Raw genomic sequence first — 17480 nt, 5'->3', positions numbered from 1 at the left:
CTTGCTAGATAATGGCGAGGATGGTGGAGTATCGACAAAACTCGCACGGGGTGTGGGATGTAAAGTACCACGTGATCTGGGTGACGAAGTACCGCTACAAGGTGCTTCGCGGCGACGTGGCGGAGCGTACACGAGATCTGCTGCGTCAGATCTGCCAAGGTCGTGAGGTGGTTATCGTGCAGGGAGCAGTGAGCCCGGATCACGTGCACATGCTGGTGAGCGTGCCACCGCAGTTAGCGCCAGCCAAGCTGGTGCAGTACATGAAGGGGAGATCGAGTCGGATGCTGCAGGCGGAATTTCCCCAGTTGAAAAAGCGTTATTGGGGCCAACACCTGTGGGCGCGGGGGTATTTCTGTGCGAGCGTAGGCGCGGTGGACGAGGAGACAGTCAAGCGCTACATCGAAACTCAGAAGTGGGAAGACCCCGGTGAGAACTTCAAGATCACAGCGCCGAGCGAGCCTTAAGCCGGCTCTCAGCCGGACACCCTTCAGGCGGCTTCAGCCGCAAACTGGCGACTTTCAGTCGCAATCAAACCCACCGGCTTTCAGCTGGTGGTCATTTAGCTTCGTTGAATTCGCTGGTACTCAGGGCATCACGAAGGCGCCGCTTCTGAAGCGCATCAATCATTTGTATTCTGGGATCATCGGCTGGATCGATAGTAACGTCGTCCGCTGAGCGAAGAATTTCTCTGAAAACTCCGAAGATGAAAACTCCGATAGCTAGACCGACGCAATAGCCCACCCAACTTGTCGGCCCCTGGCTTTTGTCTAAGGGCGTTAAGGCGCACCAGTTGCTACTGAAACCACCGAACCTAATGATTTCATCTCGAGGAAGCGCAAATTAGAACCCTGCGCCTCTTTTCTGTCTGCCCGCTCGGTCTATCACTCTTAGCCACGCCTGCCTGGGCCCGCGGCTCTCGTAGTCATAGCTCATCCCGAAGCTCTCGCCCGTACTATGGCAGCGGTAAGCACAGGTCATCTCACGACGGCACGTACGCCGGCGGCCATGGCTCCAGCCACAAGGGCGATCACTACAAGAGTCCGAGAGGATCTAGCCATTACGGGCGCCACAAGTAAGAGGGATTTCAGTTCAGGCCGACGCTCGAACGTCCATGTTCTGGCGAAGCCAAGGGCCATGCCGCCCCACAGCGTCTTTGCGCTGAATTCCTTAAATCGAAAAAGGAAGTAGATGACGATCCAACTGATGGTCATACCCAGCAGTTCCTCCCGCAGGACCACCGAAGGCTGCCGGTGCAGAGCACCGCGCTTTTGACGTCGCCGGGAAGGGCAAGGATTTCGGGGACTAAGACGATCCCGAAGCTACCAACTCCAGTGAGGGAACACCGCAGCTGCAAGCCCCAAGATCACAGCGCCCACCATCCATAGGAGAACCTGCCTCACCGGCTTCCTTGGTGGGACGACCTGACTCAAGCCTATTCCGAAGCTCAGCCCAAGGGCCAGGGCTAGCGTTCTGTGCTGATGCCAGTAGAAGAGCAAAAAGCTTACGGGCAGAAGCAAGATCACAAGCTTCAGCCCGCCGTACTGGTGTGCAAGTCTTAGTCTGGGGCTTTTTTCCATATCTCTTCCAACTGAAGTCAGCGGCCTGCCGCCATGCATTCGCGGAGAGCAATTGTATATGCGGCATCGATTGACACTGGGCACATTGATAGTCAAGGTATGCGCCCCGGGAACGGAATGCAAAGCGCCCGAAGTTGCATTCCCTCCAAAGAGTCCGAGCGTCCGTGAATACGCCGCAGCATCATAACCGGCTCCATTAATCATATTCCTCGCCATCCAAACAGAACGATGGGCTTGGCGGTTGCCGCCAGAAATTCTTCATCCCTCAGAGACGTTCGCCCTTTCCACGCGCTTCCCCACAACCGAAAGAACCCAGAGCATTCCATACAAATCTCCAATACCGAATGGGGCATAGATGATCGTTGGGAACCATCCAGTAGTCGCCCAAGAAATAGACATAATCAGCGATGCGTGAATAGCGACTACGAAGGTCATCGTCATCCAAAACCACAACTTCCGCCTTAGGTTCCATCTCATTACGATTGCAAGGACAATCATCGCTGCAAATATAAGCGTTGGACGCGCTATATCGAATCTTCCGAAATAAACGAACCCGAGCACAAATAAATCGTGCCGAAGATAACAAGTAAAGCGCCCCACCACGGTAGACGCATTTCCTTATCTTCTTCTGTTGTTATTTTGTCTAACGGCAATTTCTGACCTCCATTACGGTGCCAACAATATCCAGACCCACTGACACATCGCTAGAACCTGACCAGCGTCCCACGAGCTGTAAATTCGTCGGTGAGTCGCATATCTGGAACGCGGCAATTCAGCCACCTTGATCAAGTCCTAGCGGGGAGTGCGTGACCTTCCATGGCTCGGGAGATCCTGTTCAGCACTCATCAAGGGAATCTTGCGATTCGCCTCGATATAGGCCTGCACGTCCTCTGGACGGTATCGCACCTCCTTGCCTTGGAGTTCCACATAGGCCGGCCCGCGACCATGCCAGCGCCACCGTTTGACACGACTAACCGGTACTTGTAATTCTTCGGCAACTTGCTCCTGCGTCATCAGCGCCATGCGCAGCTCCATTGTGAAGTAATGAACAGTATGTAGCTGGCGGATCTCAGTCTAGAACCGACATCAGATCATCAGGCCCTGCCACCCAATGAACTTCGGACAATCCCCATAGCGTCTCGTGCATATCGAACTCTTCAACGTACCCTTTCTCCAGAGCGGCACGGAGGCTGGATGGAGGCCTAGACGCAGCAAGGCCGCCCCGAAGGACAGCCGCAACGACCAACTCAGAGATGCAAGTAGAAGAGGATGCCCATCACAGCACATATCCCCAATAAGACCAGAAGCAGCTTCCGCAGACTGAGCCTCGGAGGGATTATCTGCTGAGTAAGTACACCGGACAGAAGACCGACAAGCTCGGCCAAGCGCGCCTGAACCGGCGTATGAGTCTTCAGTAGGTCGGTCGCTGCCGCGGAGACAAACCCAAGAGTTGCTAATTTCAGCACCGTCTTGAGCGTGCCGCTCATAGGTTGGCCCGATCCCTTGATGTAATCGTCAGCATAGTCTCGCATCAGTAATCCTGTCCCGTCAGATTATCAAAGAGTGAAGTGACACCGCTGCTGATAGCGCAGGCTCTTCCTGTAGTTGCCCCGTTCAGAAGTCCCCTAGCTCCGTAGTAAAGCGTTCGCCCGGCAAAGCTGATCGCAGCCCCTTGACCAACGCCAGAGACAGTGACATCTCCAATGGTCACTGCGCGTACAAGGACACCAGCAGCGGTAGAGCCAACCCAGTCACCACTCAGAATCTTTCCGGTTTCAGCATGCAGAGCTGCGCTAGCATCTGCTCCACAATTCTGATTTCATGTATTCAATAGAGGATAGGCTGGCTTGTTCTGTTGCCCGTTGCTTAGGTAATACCATATGCACAAAAGTGAGAGTGCATCGTAGTTGTATCGATCATTAGTTCACTCAAGATTGTGCAGCAGCAGCCAAGCAGCGCACACCATAACGATAGTTCCGGCTATAAAGGCGAGGGAATATGGACCGGTCATTATCCCGATCCCCATCCGTACAGCCACCAGACCGAACGCACATCCGAGAGCCACTTTACGATTCTGGGCGGCATAGATCGCAAACATCACAATAGATCCCACCACTAGCCCTCTTTTCAGAGTCCATCCTCTGTGAGGCTCCGCACTGTATGCAATCGCCACCATAAGCGCGACTCCAAGCATCACGGACAGGAGTATGTCCCAACGAGTGAAAGGCAGAGTCTCACCTCTTTTACCCTCCCTTCTCCCGAACATAAACTGTTGCAGGCTTCCCATTAGTGAATGACTCCTGAACACTTTGCGTAGGCGTAGGCATAGGCACCAGCGTCGAAGGCTAATGTTGCGGCGGTGAAAACGCCCGCTGCCTCCGATATAGCCTTCCCGGCAGCAGTCTCTGCAACCGACAAACCTTTGAACACTGCACTAGGATTGCCCATTTCATCAAGGCTGCCGATATTAAGCCAACGCCCCGTGCCGCTATCCATTGCACCGTACTGTGCAGCCGTGTAGTTGATCGCGTTGTATTTCAAGGGACTGCTTATAGCCGCTTGACCAGCTGAACTCAACCGACCGGGGCCAAAGACGAGATTGGAAGCTGTCGAAATATCGTTCCCAAGCAGCGCCTGGCCGAATCAATTGTCCTTGCTTATGCCAACAAGGCTCGCAATTGAGATGGCATTTGCTGCTGCACATCGTGCGTTGTTGGCGATGCCCCTATTTGGGGCAAGGGCAGGAGCGAGCAAAGATAGTGTGGCGGGGTACGATCGCTGGTGAAAATCTATAACCTCAATCGCGGAGCCGACGGTTTTGCAGAATAATCGCAACTTCGATTGCCAAAAGCGCACCTGAAACAACCGCGTTGATCCAAGGCATCGTTATGAGCGCGAAGATCGTGTATACCAAGATCGTAGCTATACCAAACGCCTGCCAGCGAAAAGCTCTACTCATCTCACCAGAACGATGCGCGAATACGCCAACGGCGAAGACAATGCCGGAATAGACTAAAGCGTGAATTGTTCTTCCTGAAAAGTGCCCCATCTGCTCGCCTCTACGGAATTGGTGAAGGATTTGCTGCCTGATTTAGAAACATAGTGTTTGCCATCGAGTTTCCGGAGTTCGCGCAAGCTGCATGCGCCGCTATGTCCACTGCTGTAGCTGCGCCCACTGCCAGGCCTCCGAGTGCTTTAGCTGCACTATGGAGTCCATGAGCTGCTAGTCCCGCTAATGCATTCAAGGGTGATGCAATCGCGGTTCTTCCAGCGAGAGTCGTTAGGGAAGCTGCTCCGGCCGCTTCGCCAGCTTTAATTGCACCAGCCTTTGCACTACCTCCAACAATCGTCTCCAGCCAGCTTTCACCCACGTCCGGACCCCACAAAAGAGAGCCTGCGCTAAGCAGATTTGTCGCTTTTCCCGCCTTCGAACTATAGAAACTATTTAGGCACGACTTCATCGCCGCAGTATCAATTGCTGGCAAGTTACTTGGGGTGGAACCACCGCCACCGCCTCCAACATCCACGGTCGGTACAGAAGATCCATATGAGAATCCTGAAATTCCTGGTCCCCAATATGCACCCATGAGTTGAAGGTATGAAAACTGATCTAAGATGTTTCCGACCATGTCATAGATGGTAACGATCTTTGCCGTGGCATCACCACCACCGCCGCCGCCTCCTCCTGATATATCCCAAATACCCTAGACAAGCGTCTATTTGTCCTCCTTGAAGATGGAAAACAATCAAACTCCTCCAGTCCGCTCGGGTCAATTCCCATCAACGGCGGATTCTTAACATAGGCATACCGATTGAAGCTCTGTGGATTTGAGGCGTCATGGCTTCCGTCATAGGGATCTGGGCTCAACCACCGGCCCAGTCCTGAGGAGTACTGGCGGAACTGAGCATGATGCGTTTCCGTCTCTGAGTCGCGATCCAGTTGGGCGAACTGGAGATTGTCGAGAGCATTGCCCGTGGGATCGTTTTCGTTGGCGGTATAGCCGTCACCCCAGGGCAGTGACTTGTAGGTGGACGAGACCACGCCAGCGTGATCTGTCCGCAACCTCTCGGTTCCGATCCAGTCCTGGTGATCGAAATACGTCGAGCGATTCCACGCGCGATAGGCAATTTGCTGCCCGCCCCAATAGATGCGCCCCTGGTTGCCGAAATCGTTCGGCAACTGCCAGCCAGAGATGCGCTTGTTGGCGTAATCGAAGACATATCCATAGATTGAGCCGTTGGCCTGCATGACACCCGGTGATTCAGCCCGTCGTAGCCGTACTTCGCTGTTGAGCCATTATCGACCTGCAGAATATTGCCCTCGGCATCGTATGTGTAGCTATGTATCCAATCCCCAGTCATATTTCCCGCGGCATCATAACCGGCTCCATTGATCATGTTCTTCGTCGTCCAAACAGAGAACGATGGGCTTGGACCTGATCCGTGTTAAATCACATGGCCATGTGATTTCAGTTGGATGGGATGACTGCCTCAGTTCACTGTGCTGGCATTTCCCCTACAAACAAAACTGCTGCACAGCACATCAATGAGATCTACGTTGAATCCAAAGAAGCGGGCAAGGCCTGGGAAGCTTATTTCAAAGCCTCCCTATTTGGGATTCTAGCGCATTGGCAGCCGTTAGGGGAGCCTTGTCCGCGCGTGATCAGTGTATGTAGGCTGCAAGGGTTTGAAGTGGAGAAGAGTGCTAAAGCGGCGACCATTCGTGGCCAGACTACGACAATAGCCCTATTTTGATTGTGATAAACATTGGCGGCACTAAAGTATGTATACCTTTGAGTATTGCACTAACACCATTGCAACAAATAAGGTCACGAAATCCAAACAATAAAACGTCGGTGACGAACGCTGACGATGGGAGTCTCTGTGAACTCGGTTTTCGCATGTCTGCGTATCTCTTTGCCTGATTATTCTCCATTCTCGTCGGACGACGTGAGATTCACGTTTGCAGGCTGCGGCACTCAATTCCGGATCCGGTGAATCGGTTTTCTGAAACACATTCAGCTGTATAGCCCCCATTCGACCCATATCGGGTTGTGTAGCGAAGGCAACCGTCGCACGGTTACTTTGCCGGCCACTCGGAGATGAAGCTGATCCCCGTTGGGGATCGAAGTAACGAGAACTGATCGCTTTAGGAGAGGGAGAAATCTATGCGTAGCAAATCGAGCTTTGGTCTAGTCAGAACAGGTGCCTTCCTAATCTTTGGAAGTGTCGCAGCTCTTGCCCAAACAAGTGTGACGGTCAACGACAGTTCCCCTGGTACGTACGGCGGCGTTGCGTACTTCAAAAGCGGCTCTGTCATTGCTAATTCATCAATGGTGCAGGCTCCAAGCGGCAACATCGGAATCAAAGCCGGGACGACCGTACCCTTTTCCCCGCTGACAGTCTACGGCAACGCTGCGTTCGGTTACGACACCACTACTTCGAACGGTTCCATCGTAATGGGAAAAGTGCCACTCGTTCAGCTCGTTGGAGGTGGTAATCCGAATGCGGCTCCGGGTCTCGGAATACTGCAGCTGAATATGAATGCTGGCGGCATGAATCAGGCGGGATCGGAGCTTTACCTCGGTGCCACCGGCGGTACCACTGCAACGTCGCGGGTTGCAGTGCAGGGCGGAGCGCTCCTCGGGCAAATAGGGTTCTTCGGGGACGATGGCACAAACGTGCGAACTCGTGGCGCATTCATCAATTCGTATGCTGACACCTCACATGTCCCAGTATCAACAGGTGTTATTCCGGCCAATCTGGCTCTCGGAACAACCAGCAGCGGTCCGATCCTCTTCTTCACCAATTCCGCCGAGAAGATGCGCATTGACTACAACGGAAATGTCGGGCTCGGCGTGTGGAATCCATCGCAGAAGCTGGAAGTGTACGGCAATATCAAGATAAGCGGCGGTGGCGCGTCGATCCTCTTTCCGGATGGCACTGTGCAGTCGACGGCATGGAATGGCACAACCTGCGGCGGAGATTACGCCGAATCGGTCGATGTGACCGGCGACCGCAAGGCTTATGAGCCCGGTGATGTACTGGTGATCGACCGCACCGCCCCGGACAAGTTCGCGCACTCCACGACACCATACTCTAGGCTTGTCGCCGGTATTTACTCCACCAAGCCTGGGTTGACCGGCCGTCGTCAGGGCCGGACTGTGACTGGAGAAGAGGCTCCGATGGCGATGCTGGGTATCGTGCCGACGAAGGTCAGCGCAGAAAACGGAGCCATTGATGTGGGTGATCTGCTTGTTTCTTCCGGGACGGAAGGCTATGCGATGAAGGGAACGGATTCCAGCAAGCTGACGGGCGCCGTCATCGGTAAGGCCATGGGTACGCTCGATTCTGGAAAAGGCGTGATTGAGGTTCTGGTGTCGCTGCAGTAGCAGGCCATGCTGATCGAACGCTATCAATGATTGTGACTCCAGCCGCTGCGTGCTGTAGGGGACTGAACTATATGAGTGTGAGAAATAAAAAAGGAAATTCCGTGGTTCCAACGCTTGCAGCAGAGACACAATCGCCGCTTCATCTTCAAACTTGGCTGAAAAAAGGGATGCAGTTATTGATAGCTGTTACAGCTCTCATAACGTCACTAGTCGCCCAAACACCCAACGAGCCCTTGGGCTACCCCCAGGGATCGGTCTTCAATCACTTCAAAGTAGACGATGTGAACGTGGCTAACCGGAATGTCGTGGTGAAAATCCCTTTGTTTTCGCTGCCCCAGAAAGGGAAGCTCAAATTGAGCTTCTCGCTTTCGCTCAATACAAATGCGTGGCAAGCAAATGCTGACTGCACGGGGTTTGGGGGAGCCAATTGTAATTTCACGTACTACAACGATTTAGTTCCCGCTAGCCTCAGAGCTGGACAAGGCACTTCATTTGGACCTCTGATTGCCATGGATCAGGGATACACAGCTATCATCCCTGGATACCCCCAAACCACTGATGGCAGCAATGGGGTGAATGTCGCGACACTCTATAGCGCTGTTGATTCCTCTAATACGGAACATCCGCTCTACTATCTTTCCGCTACACCGACAAAGCTTCGATCGGTTGATGGCTCCAGGCTCCTCTTTGAGCCAACTTCGTTACATCCATACTTTTATCCTGAATCTACAATCAATGGAACGATCAGAGATTCAGATGGCATAAAGTATCAAATTATTCCATCATCGTCGCAGCTGTCTTACAGCATAACCGATCCAGATGGCAACGCTGTAACCTGGTCTGATCAGGGAGTCACGGATTCGGTGAATCGCCAGATCTCGACGAATTGGCACTTTACTTCGAGTACTACAGGTTGCCCCGACCTCTCCACTCAGGGAGCAAATCAGCCTCTTGTTGGAAGCTACACATGGTCGGTTCCGGGCTATGGCGGAAACGTCAACTACTTAATCTGTTATGCCTCCCTGAACATCAGGACAAATTTTTGGGGACGTCAAGGTCAAGACTTTGTCGAAAACGGAGAGCCGACAGGGTGTGGCGACGGATTGGGGTCGGCCTGTAATTTCAACCAATGGTTTTACGAGACCCACGCAGCGGGATTCACGGCAATTCAGAGCATTGTCTTACCTGACGGTACATTTTGGGGATTCATTTACGATTCTGCGCCTTCAGATAACTCGGCCTTCGCATACGGGACATTATCGAAATTGCTGTATCCGAGTGGCGGGGGAGTCCGTTACGAATATAGCATGCAGCCCTCCTGCTACTGGACAACCCCTGCGAGCAATTACGCGGGGAATAACATGTGGTCTAGCCCCCATGTAACCCGGAGAATCGAGTTCGATGGAAGCGGAACGGAATACGCAACCGTCTACACCACCGACAAGGCTACTGACCCTTCGGCAACTTCGGTTACGGTGACCGGCCCGGAGCAAAATAATACCGTCTATGAATTCGAGTCCGGCCCCTATTATGAGCCGTGCGGACCAACAGTCGAGAAGGCACACACAGTCTATGCAGGAACCGTAGACCCAAGTCACAAGGTTCAGAAGATAAGCCGTGTCAATAACTTTAGAACTACGCCGACTGTGCGATTCTTCAATCCTGGAGGGGTGGCAACGACTGAAGTGTCAAGTGAATCCACCGAAACGGATGGCGTAACGACTTCGACAACCAGCTACTCAAGTTATGGCACCACGTCTGTCGTGGAATATGTTTGCACTTCTGCCGCATCAGATTGCATTAGCGGAACTCCTGTTACCTACAATCTCACCGATCCGGGAGATGTGAGTACCGGAGGAGTCAATACGCATACGGATTTTTGGTACGCGGATTCCGCGCATTCCAGCTATCTTGATGCCAATCTGATTAACCTTCCCTCCGCGGTTACCGTCTCGTCTTCTACTGAGCCACAGGCGTCTCGTACAGAATATAAGTACGACGAGTCGGACTACTACGGCGGTGGCAACATTGCTGGCCATCAAACGAGTGTGAAGCAGATCAACGATCACGGTACATCGCCGGAGACTCACACGGGATGGACCAACAGCGGCATGATCAGCTACATCAAGGACGCTAAGGGATACAAAACTCACAGCTATACGTACGATTCATCGGGTTTGTATCCGACCACCGATACGGATCCTACAACTGGGGATACTACACGAGGTTTTGATTACCACACAGGCCTATTGACATCTGTAAAGGATGTAAATCAGCAGAGTATAAGCTATTCATACGATTCTGTTGGACGGATTACAGAAGTTGACTTTCCAGATGGCGGCGAAAAGGATTTTTGCTACAAGCTCCCAAGGGCGAATGGTACACAGAGCTCCTCGCCATCCGGATGCTCCGGAGGAGGGAACAATTCGGTTCGGATCACCACAAAGCTGAATTCGTCAATTGCGGCTACTCAGGAGAGCCGCGTGGATGGTTTGGGTAGAAATGTATACACCAAAGATGAAGGCGGTTTCGTAGTCCTGAGAACCTTCGATTCTGCCGATCGGCCTTCATGTATTAGCAACCCCACAGATTCTGCGTCGGCGACGTCATGCACGGCGCTTAATCGGACCGAGATGTCCTATGACGCTATCGGAAGGATGACGTCTACCTGCCTGAAACCGGGGCAGGATTGTGCGACCGCGAGCTATGCGGGGTTCGATACCGTCCGCGCCGATGCTTCAAGCAAAAAGACAAAAACTACCGTGGATAGCCTCGGCCGCGTGACTGATGTCTACGAAGACCCTGACAACTTCAACTACCACACGCAGTACACGTACAACACTCTTGGAAATCTGACGAATGTTGACCAGCATGGCCAGACTAGAACGTTTGGCTACAATTCGCTGTCACAGCTTTTATGGGTCCACAATCCCGAGACAGGAGTGATCTGTTTTGGTACCAGTACGAATGGCACGGAGACTGGATGCCCCTCTGACGGATATGACCTCAATGGAAACCTAAGCTATAAAACGGACGCCCGCCACGTTCTTACTAGCTATAGCTATGACTCATTGAACCGAATCACCTCAAAGACCTATAGCAGCGACAGCGACTCCAACCATACTCCCGGAAGTGATCCCGCTCATACGCCTTCAAACTGCTACCAGTACGATACGTCCACGATTGGCTACCCAAACGCGAACCTCAAGGGGCGTCTAACCCATGAATGGACGCAATCAGGAGGCTGCGACTCATCACAGCTCTTCAGTAGCAATACAAACAGAACAAAAACTCGTAGGTCGATTCGAGCGTATGACGTTATGGGGCGTGTGCGGACAGAAGAACGGTGCGTCTTGGCAAATTGCAAAACATCGACGACTCCATTTTCATTGCATCTGAGCTACGACCTCGCAGGCAATCTCACGGAATACGACAACGGCATTCGGAACCTGACTCTGTCGAATATCTATGATGCGGCTGGCCGCCTAAGTAAGGTGACTAGCTCAGCATACGATTTGACACACCCAAACGCGCTCTACAACGTCAATAGCTTTCTGCCGACCGGGGCTCCAGGCAGCTTCGATCTTGGATTGCACATGAATGCAATCCAGAACGTCGACAGCCGCCTCCGTCCCTCGGCGCTGAGCGTTACGGTGAAGTAAGGAGAGAATGATGAAGGTCGATCACTGGAAGAAGTTCGTCTTGTCTCTTTTTGTGCTTGGTGGTGGCGTTCTTGCTCAAAGTACCCCTCAGACAACCGCGACAATCTCTGTGCTGGGTGGTGAACAGTCCACTGGGAATGTATGGGATAGCGGGAGTGTCTCTGTTAATGTGAACGGATTGACGCGTACCGTTTCCTATGGCCAATTTTCAACGCCAGCTTCGGTGGCGGCAGGTCTCGCAGCATTGATCTCCAGAGAGTGTTATGGAGTCGCAAGTGCCAAAGCTGACGGAGCTGTTATTACCTTCCGTCTTCGTTACACAAGTGCCGCACCGGTTGCGATTAGTGGTACCTCGCAGTGGGACAGCGGGCATTTTAGCAATGCTTCCTTCAGCTTCAGCCAGCAGCAGATAGTTAATCCGTCACAGGTTACGCTCACTGGGGATCATGGAGAAGCGATTGCTCCATACACCCAGATCAACCTCACGGCCACAATGGCCCAGACATCAGCAACCGGAACGGTATCATTCTATGACCGAGGTGCGTTGCTAGGTATGAGTGTCATCAGCGCTTCTCAGGCGACATACACCACCCCCCAGTTGCTTGCTGGAGCACATGAGCTGTATGCCAAATACAACGGAGACGGGAGCTATGCAGCGAGCACCTCAAACACTGTCTATGCAACGGCCGCCGATCACTCCGGGCCGGCAATCGGAACAACCGTTTATTCATTTGGCGTTACAACCGATCCGACCACGACAACTTACCGAACGGACGGGACAGCAACCGGATACGCAGCGAATGGAAACATTGCGGCATATATCGATAAGGTGATGGGCCAGTGGAGCTTCGGCTATGACAGTTTGAATCGTCTATCCAGCGGAAATGCGCAGACGGGACCGGTTCCGCAGCAGATGGGACCATACTTTTGTTGGAACTATGACTCCTTTGGCAACCGTCTTGGACAGAACAACTCGACCCAGGGATTCTTAGTTAGCGATGGTATTTCATGTCAGAGCAGCGGGGGCACCACAAGTCAAATCTCAGCTGACTATGACAGTAGCAACAACCGTATCAAGAGTACAAATAGCGGGGTACCTGGATACGATGACAGTGGCAATATCACGAACGATGGCAAGAATCTGTATTTATTTGATGGGGAAGGGCGCTTGTGCGCGGTTCAGGCGCCCCCTCCTGTAGCAGGCCTTCCTCTTGTGATGGAGCAGTATATTTATGACGCCGAAGGTCGTCGTGTGGCGAAAGGCACGATCACCAGTTGGAGCTGCAATACCGACTCGAACGGTTTCGTGCAGACTGCGGCTTATGTTCATGGTCCTAACGGAGAACAGATGACCGAAATGAGCGTGGCAGCGAATGGTTCGATGACGTGGACGCACACTAATGCGTTCGCGGCCGGTAGGTTGGTTGCGACCTATCAGAACGATAACGGTGGTACTACACCGGTTGCTGGCAACCTACATTTCGCTCTGGCGGACTGGCTAGGCACCAAGCATGTCCAGACGGCTTACAATGGTGCATCTGAAAGCTCATGGACAAGTCTTCCGTTCGGGGATGATTTGATCAGCTATTCCGGATCGGGCGGTTCTGGTTCTGACGCAACGGAACATCTTTTCACCGGCAAAGAACGGGATCAAGAATCCGGGCTCGACTACTTCGGGGCCAGGTACTACAACTCGACGATGGGCAGGTTCATGTCCCCAGATCAGCCCTTCGTAGATCAGAATCCCGCTGATCCGCAGAGTTGGAATCTGTACAGCTATGTGAGAAATAATCCTCTTAAGAACGTCGATCCAAATGGCCTCGATTGCGTGTACTTGAACAATGCGGGAGACGGCGTTGATAAGGATGGTATCGATCATCACTCTAGCGTCGGAGAGTGCAGTGAAACGGGAGGATATTGGGCGGAAGGAACGGTGAATTCCGCTGGAGATGTCCACACCTTTTCCAATTCAGACCAGATCGTCGTCAATTCCAATGTAGATGGAACGTCAACAACGAATATTGCAAATTGTGCGTCTTGCTCGACAAAGAATAAGGACGGTTCACTCATGGGTTCAATGACGCAGACGTTCGGTAATACTCGACTGGGAGACTACAGCGTGTCGACTGGAATCTCGACTGGCTACATTCCAGTTGATCCCAACCACAAAGGTCCTTTTTATCCTTCAATGCGTGCGTACACCCCTGCTTCGCAACGCAAGCTAAGCGAAGCGGACATTGCGGCTATGTGCATAGTCGGTGCATCTCTAAGAAATAATGGGCTGGGAGGGCACACAACAGGAAGCGAGTCCTTGACGGTTTCACAAGAGTTTAGAATGGCACGAAATGGGCATGAGAACGAAAGAGGTATCAATCAAAGCCAAACCGTAGGGACAAGTGCAACTTTGGATTCCGTTGGTGGGTTGTTCTCGCTAGGGAGTGATTTCGTGACATGCCGTTACCTTCTGCAGGGAGGGAGATAGCTATGAACTCGGATCATGACCATAAGGATCCTTCTTATGATCCAGTTAAGAAAATGTTGCTCGAACAGAAGACATTTTCGAATGCTTGGATCGGTAAAGCTCCGCAGAATACTATCCAGAGATTGGGCTTCATCCTTTTGTCGACTTTCTTCCTGCTGATCGGGGGATGCATGTGGTGGGCATTTTTCAGTGAACCTACGAGCACCGGGTTAGCAGTTCTCGTTGTCGGCACGTTTCCACTGGCGTTGGGAATAGCCGGACTCGCTAAGGCGTTGAAGAAATCCTGATCAGCCTTGGAGGCTCTGACCTGCCGCTAACGTGCTCCCCTATTTCCGCTACATCTTGCTGGCTTGATGCGTCTACACCATGTCCTCCAGTCTGGTTGCTACTGCGTTTGAAGAGCACGATGTTTACGCATCGGGTTGGCGCTGCGACCCGTCACCCCCAAAATAGGAACTGCAAGAATCCCTGAGGTTTCTGTGGGTGAACGTGAGTGGAATGAGCAACGAAGCGTGCACAATGCTAAGTAGCGTTTCAAATCTTCTCTCGTTCGACAATTCGGAGCAACCATGGATTTTCCTGAAGAGTTCACCTCCAGAATCCGCCGGTTGGAACGCCTGGCATGCCCTACGCCGCAGGATGAGATCATCTTCCACCCCCTGATGGCCGAGGCGAAGGACCGCAGGCTCAGCTACAAAGAGGCGCTGGAATTCACGATCCGGGTACGCGCCGGCGGGGCGGACTGAAGTTTGCCTCTTGGTTCGACTCCCGGCAATTTCATCCGCACCGTGGGTAACCATGAATTCGCCACGTTTCTTGAAACCCGGACGCGAACAATGTTCGGATGGAGCAGTTTCCACGTTTCCAGTTTGCTCCACATTATTGGCCTGTTAATGGAGAACAGGCAGCCGGCTGATTTGGAGACTTTGCACACGAGTTTTCGCGGGCTTAACTGTTACAAGCAAGCTGGCTCATGACGGAAGTCACCGAAGGAAAATTTGAGGATCTGTCTGTGAAAATGTACTGTCTTGGGTTGATTACGGGATTTCTGCTTTCACCATTAGCAAATGTTTCAATTTACCTTGAGCTCCCTAGGGTGTGTCCTCGACCAAATACACAGCAAAGTCGGATTGATTGCTGAAATAGCGCTCGCGGAACCAGAAGGCCAACTGGACAAGGCTAATCATGCCGGAACTGATGTCGAAAAGTATTCTTGGGCTTCAGCAAGCAGGAGCATTTATGAACGATAAAGTCGGACTCACCGAAAGGGAGTCTGCCCATACAATTGCCCTTTCTGGCGACGCTACGGACTTCTAACGTCACTTTCTGATCGAGTGGAGGTACCTAAACATAGCCGCAAGATTTTCAAGAAGCTCTTGGTACTTCTCTGGATTTTCCATTTGCAATCGTTCTAGATTCAGAAGCTTCCACCGGACCGCAGGAAGGTTGCGAACGGTAGGAAAGTCGATGAGTTCCCAGTTGGGATTGAGCGTGTGAAAGGAACTCAGGAAGAGCTGAGACGCTTCGTCCAAACGCGAATGGATTTCAAAAACCAATTGCTCTCGGGTTGCGAGAAGGTCATCTAAGGAGATTTCATCGACGGTCATTCCTACAAATTCCTTGTCGAACGCTTGTTGGATGTCTTTCAAGCGGGAGTGCAGGACCTCGTGAGCGGGACGATTGTGACCAAGGATGTAGGCAAGAAAGGTTTGGAAAAGAGTTCTGTTGATCCCTTCATTCGCGAGCAGGTATCGGACATCAAACAAGTCCCGAGGATGCTGACGGTCAAGAGCGGCAACCAGCTTTCCCGCATAAAGATCGGCAAATGAAACGACCTGGATCTCAGCAAACCCAAACCGCTCTTCTACCAGGGGGCGGACAGCCTTCACCTCAATGGGATGGACTGTCCCACGAAGAACGGGAGTGACTTCGATCTTGATCTGGACACTTCTTTGACGAACCAGGATGAGAGTCCCATTCGCGTTGGCTGTGTCGTTAACGATGCTGTCAGGGAGCGCTTTGCGAATCTTCTGGACGATGCGATTCAGCGCAGCTCGTATTCCCAGAAGCGATGCTTCTCGATCTTCAATTGGCAGATAAACCAGATCGATGTCCACGGAAAAGCGCGGGAGATCTCGGACGAAAAGATTGATTGCTGTACCGCCCTTGAGGGCAAAGCAATTCTCAGTCGCCACATATGGCAATACCCGGACGAGAAGAGCAACTTGCGCTTCAAAAGCTTCATTGGCCATCGTTGCTGGCTCCCACAGGAAAGAGTTCCGTCGGAAGCGTGATCTGATAGCGCGCGTCGAAATGGCCATGGGGAACCAGTTGGCGTTTTCCTTTTCCGAGGTCAACTGACGACTGATCCAAGCGTTTGAGCCAGGCGTGCCGATGCCTATCCGCGTACCAGAGGAAAAGCCGCTTAACCTTCACACTCGTGCATTCCTGCAGGAGTTTCCCCAAGAGTTGAGGGCGGAGATTAGCCAAGCCTTCCATCATGACATCAACTTGGTGAAAGCTCTCGTGATGAGGCAGTTCATCGATCATCTCCAGGATCGCTCGTTCAGGAACGGACATCATCAAAGCCCACTCCCAAGGTTTTTTGTTTTCAGCATCCCGGGGAGATCCCGATGCTTCGCCAGAGCGCATGTCATAACGCCTCGCCTCAACTCCGGTATCCGAGCCGAACAGTCTTGTAGAACGGGTTTCAAACTGACTCGCTGTCGGTAGTTTGGTAAGCCAGGAGGGGAAGTCCAAACCATACAGGTAGACCCGGGGAGTTTCGCCGGCTTCGACGTAGTGAGCATATCCGGCCAGTCCGAGGGCTGTCCGAGCTCCTATATGGAGAGGTTTGTGCATGATCTGTTGAAGTGAGAGCACAACAACCTCCCAAGATAGCGAGGCCCTGGCCGATTGACTGGGGCGCCGGTAGACGCGCGGAGCTACTCTTTCGAGCCATCCCCGATCCACATAGTCACGTATGGACGAACGGGAGAGGCCCTGGTCCTGGAGCCATATGCTGTCTGCTAGGAATCCTTCCGGTAGGCTCAGGAGCAGATGGTTTAGCCGATTCATTCTTTGTGCGTCCATGACGCACATTATTAGGCATATTCAAACCAGCTGTAAAGGTTTATTGAACTCAACAATTGTGCGTCTTGGACGCACAAAACAGACAAATCTCAAACTGAAGAAAGTTTTGGGCTGGCCCCACATCCAGCCCGTGCTCCGCTTGGTGAAAAGTTTGTAGCAAAAAAGCTTGTCGCATTCTTGTCGCAAATATCGCCAATTAGGCCGATTTTGCCGGTTTTGCCGACTTATAACTCATTTTCCGTCAATAACTTAGCATTTTGGCTGCTCCATGGCA

The 17480-nt window shown here is 52.4% G+C and carries 12 protein-coding genes; 6 read left to right on the top strand and 6 right to left on the bottom strand.

The features are described from left to right. Nucleotides 1–23: 23 nt before the first annotated feature. Nucleotides 24–464 (top strand): IS200/IS605 family transposase, encoded by a 441-nt coding sequence (tnpA, locus tag OHL21_RS24320; RefSeq protein ID WP_263419932.1) that lies wholly within the window; start codon nt 24–26, stop codon nt 462–464. A gap of 1905 nt (nt 465–2369) precedes the next feature. Here the strand turns inward: tnpA and OHL21_RS24315 are convergent. The 4 genes from OHL21_RS24315 to OHL21_RS24300 form a co-directional block, all read right to left on the bottom strand. Beyond that, on the bottom strand, nt 2370–2600 hold the full coding sequence (locus OHL21_RS24315; protein WP_263419895.1) for a helix-turn-helix domain-containing protein: 231 nt from the start codon (nt 2598–2600) through the stop codon (nt 2370–2372). Nucleotides 2601–2824: 224 nt separating this feature from the next. After that, the gene (locus OHL21_RS24310) at nt 2825–3109 is read right to left on the bottom strand and encodes a hypothetical protein (protein WP_263419894.1); all 285 of its coding nucleotides are present in this window, start codon (nt 3107–3109) and stop codon (nt 2825–2827) included. 754 nt (nt 3110–3863) lie between these two features. Further along, nucleotides 3864–4118, bottom strand: coding sequence for a hypothetical protein (locus OHL21_RS24305; protein WP_263419893.1), 255 nt, complete (start codon nt 4116–4118; stop codon nt 3864–3866). A gap of 1069 nt (nt 4119–5187) precedes the next feature. Continuing rightward, a complete protein-coding gene (locus tag OHL21_RS24300) occupies nt 5188–5826 on the bottom strand; it encodes an RHS repeat domain-containing protein (protein ID WP_263419892.1) in 639 nt (212 codons plus the stop codon). A 919-nt stretch (nt 5827–6745) separates the two neighbouring features. On the opposite strand from OHL21_RS24300, the gene OHL21_RS24295 reads away from it, so the two are divergent. The 5 genes from OHL21_RS24295 to OHL21_RS24275 all read left to right on the top strand — a co-directional run bounded on the left by OHL21_RS24295 (nt 6746) and on the right by OHL21_RS24275 (nt 14859). Then, nucleotides 6746–7969 carry a hypothetical protein gene (locus OHL21_RS24295; RefSeq protein WP_263419891.1) on the top strand — a complete coding sequence of 408 codons (1224 nt, stop codon included), beginning with the start codon at nt 6746–6748 and terminating at the stop codon, nt 7967–7969. Nucleotides 7970–9330: 1361 nt separating this feature from the next. Beyond that, complete coding sequence (locus tag OHL21_RS24290; RefSeq protein ID WP_263419890.1) at nt 9331–11631, top strand: RHS repeat domain-containing protein; 2301 nt, start codon at nt 9331–9333, stop codon at nt 11629–11631. A gap of 7 nt (nt 11632–11638) precedes the next feature. After that, nucleotides 11639–14113, top strand: coding sequence for an RHS repeat-associated core domain-containing protein (locus OHL21_RS24285; protein ID WP_263419889.1), 2475 nt, complete (start codon nt 11639–11641; stop codon nt 14111–14113). Nucleotides 14114–14115: 2 nt separating this feature from the next. Continuing rightward, the gene (locus tag OHL21_RS24280; protein ID WP_263419888.1) at nt 14116–14400 is read left to right on the top strand and encodes a hypothetical protein; all 285 of its coding nucleotides are present in this window, start codon (nt 14116–14118) and stop codon (nt 14398–14400) included. A gap of 282 nt (nt 14401–14682) precedes the next feature. Beyond that, on the top strand, nt 14683–14859 hold the full coding sequence (locus tag OHL21_RS24275) for a hypothetical protein (RefSeq protein WP_263419887.1): 177 nt from the start codon (nt 14683–14685) through the stop codon (nt 14857–14859). A 573-nt stretch (nt 14860–15432) separates the two neighbouring features. Here OHL21_RS24275 and OHL21_RS24270 read toward each other — a convergent pair. Together OHL21_RS24270 and OHL21_RS24265 are read right to left on the bottom strand one after the other, a co-directional pair. Then, entirely contained in the window at nt 15433–16365 is a 933-nt protein-coding gene (locus OHL21_RS24270; RefSeq protein WP_263419886.1) for a nucleotidyl transferase AbiEii/AbiGii toxin family protein, read from the bottom strand. After that, the gene (locus tag OHL21_RS24265) at nt 16355–17191 is read right to left on the bottom strand and encodes a type IV toxin-antitoxin system AbiEi family antitoxin (protein WP_263419931.1); all 837 of its coding nucleotides are present in this window, start codon (nt 17189–17191) and stop codon (nt 16355–16357) included. The genes OHL21_RS24270 and OHL21_RS24265 overlap by 11 nt, the downstream gene beginning before the upstream one ends. Nucleotides 17192–17480: the final 289 nt, after the last annotated feature.

This window comes from Terriglobus albidus, assembly GCF_025685425.1.
Taxonomy (GTDB): Bacteria; Acidobacteriota; Terriglobia; order Terriglobales; family Acidobacteriaceae; genus Terriglobus; species Terriglobus albidus.
The sequence above is the reverse complement of the archived record's forward strand: the minus strand, read 5'-3'. Positions and strand labels throughout refer to the sequence as shown.

Bases quoted from the DNA above. Each gene is read 5' to 3' on its own strand.
- OHL21_RS24315 (WP_263419895.1), bottom strand. From the start codon at position 2,600: ATGGCGCTGATGACGCAGGAGCAAGTTGCCGAAGAATTACAAGTACCG.
- OHL21_RS24310 (WP_263419894.1), bottom strand. From the start codon at position 3,109: ATGCGAGACTATGCTGACGATTACATCAAGGGATCGGGCCAACCTATG.
- OHL21_RS24300 (WP_263419892.1), bottom strand. From the start codon at position 5,826: ATGCAGGCCAACGGCTCAATCTATGGATATGTCTTCGATTACGCCAAC.
- OHL21_RS24295 (WP_263419891.1), top strand. From the start codon at position 6,746: ATGCGTAGCAAATCGAGCTTTGGTCTAGTCAGAACAGGTGCCTTCCTA.
- OHL21_RS24290 (WP_263419890.1), top strand. From the start codon at position 9,331: ATGTGGTCTAGCCCCCATGTAACCCGGAGAATCGAGTTCGATGGAAGC.
- OHL21_RS24285 (WP_263419889.1), top strand. From the start codon at position 11,639: ATGATGAAGGTCGATCACTGGAAGAAGTTCGTCTTGTCTCTTTTTGTG.
- OHL21_RS24280 (WP_263419888.1), top strand. From the start codon at position 14,116: ATGAACTCGGATCATGACCATAAGGATCCTTCTTATGATCCAGTTAAG.
- OHL21_RS24275 (WP_263419887.1), top strand. From the start codon at position 14,683: ATGGATTTTCCTGAAGAGTTCACCTCCAGAATCCGCCGGTTGGAACGC.
- OHL21_RS24270 (WP_263419886.1), bottom strand. From the start codon at position 16,365: ATGGCCAATGAAGCTTTTGAAGCGCAAGTTGCTCTTCTCGTCCGGGTA.
- OHL21_RS24265 (WP_263419931.1), bottom strand. From the start codon at position 17,191: ATGAATCGGCTAAACCATCTGCTCCTGAGCCTACCGGAAGGATTCCTA.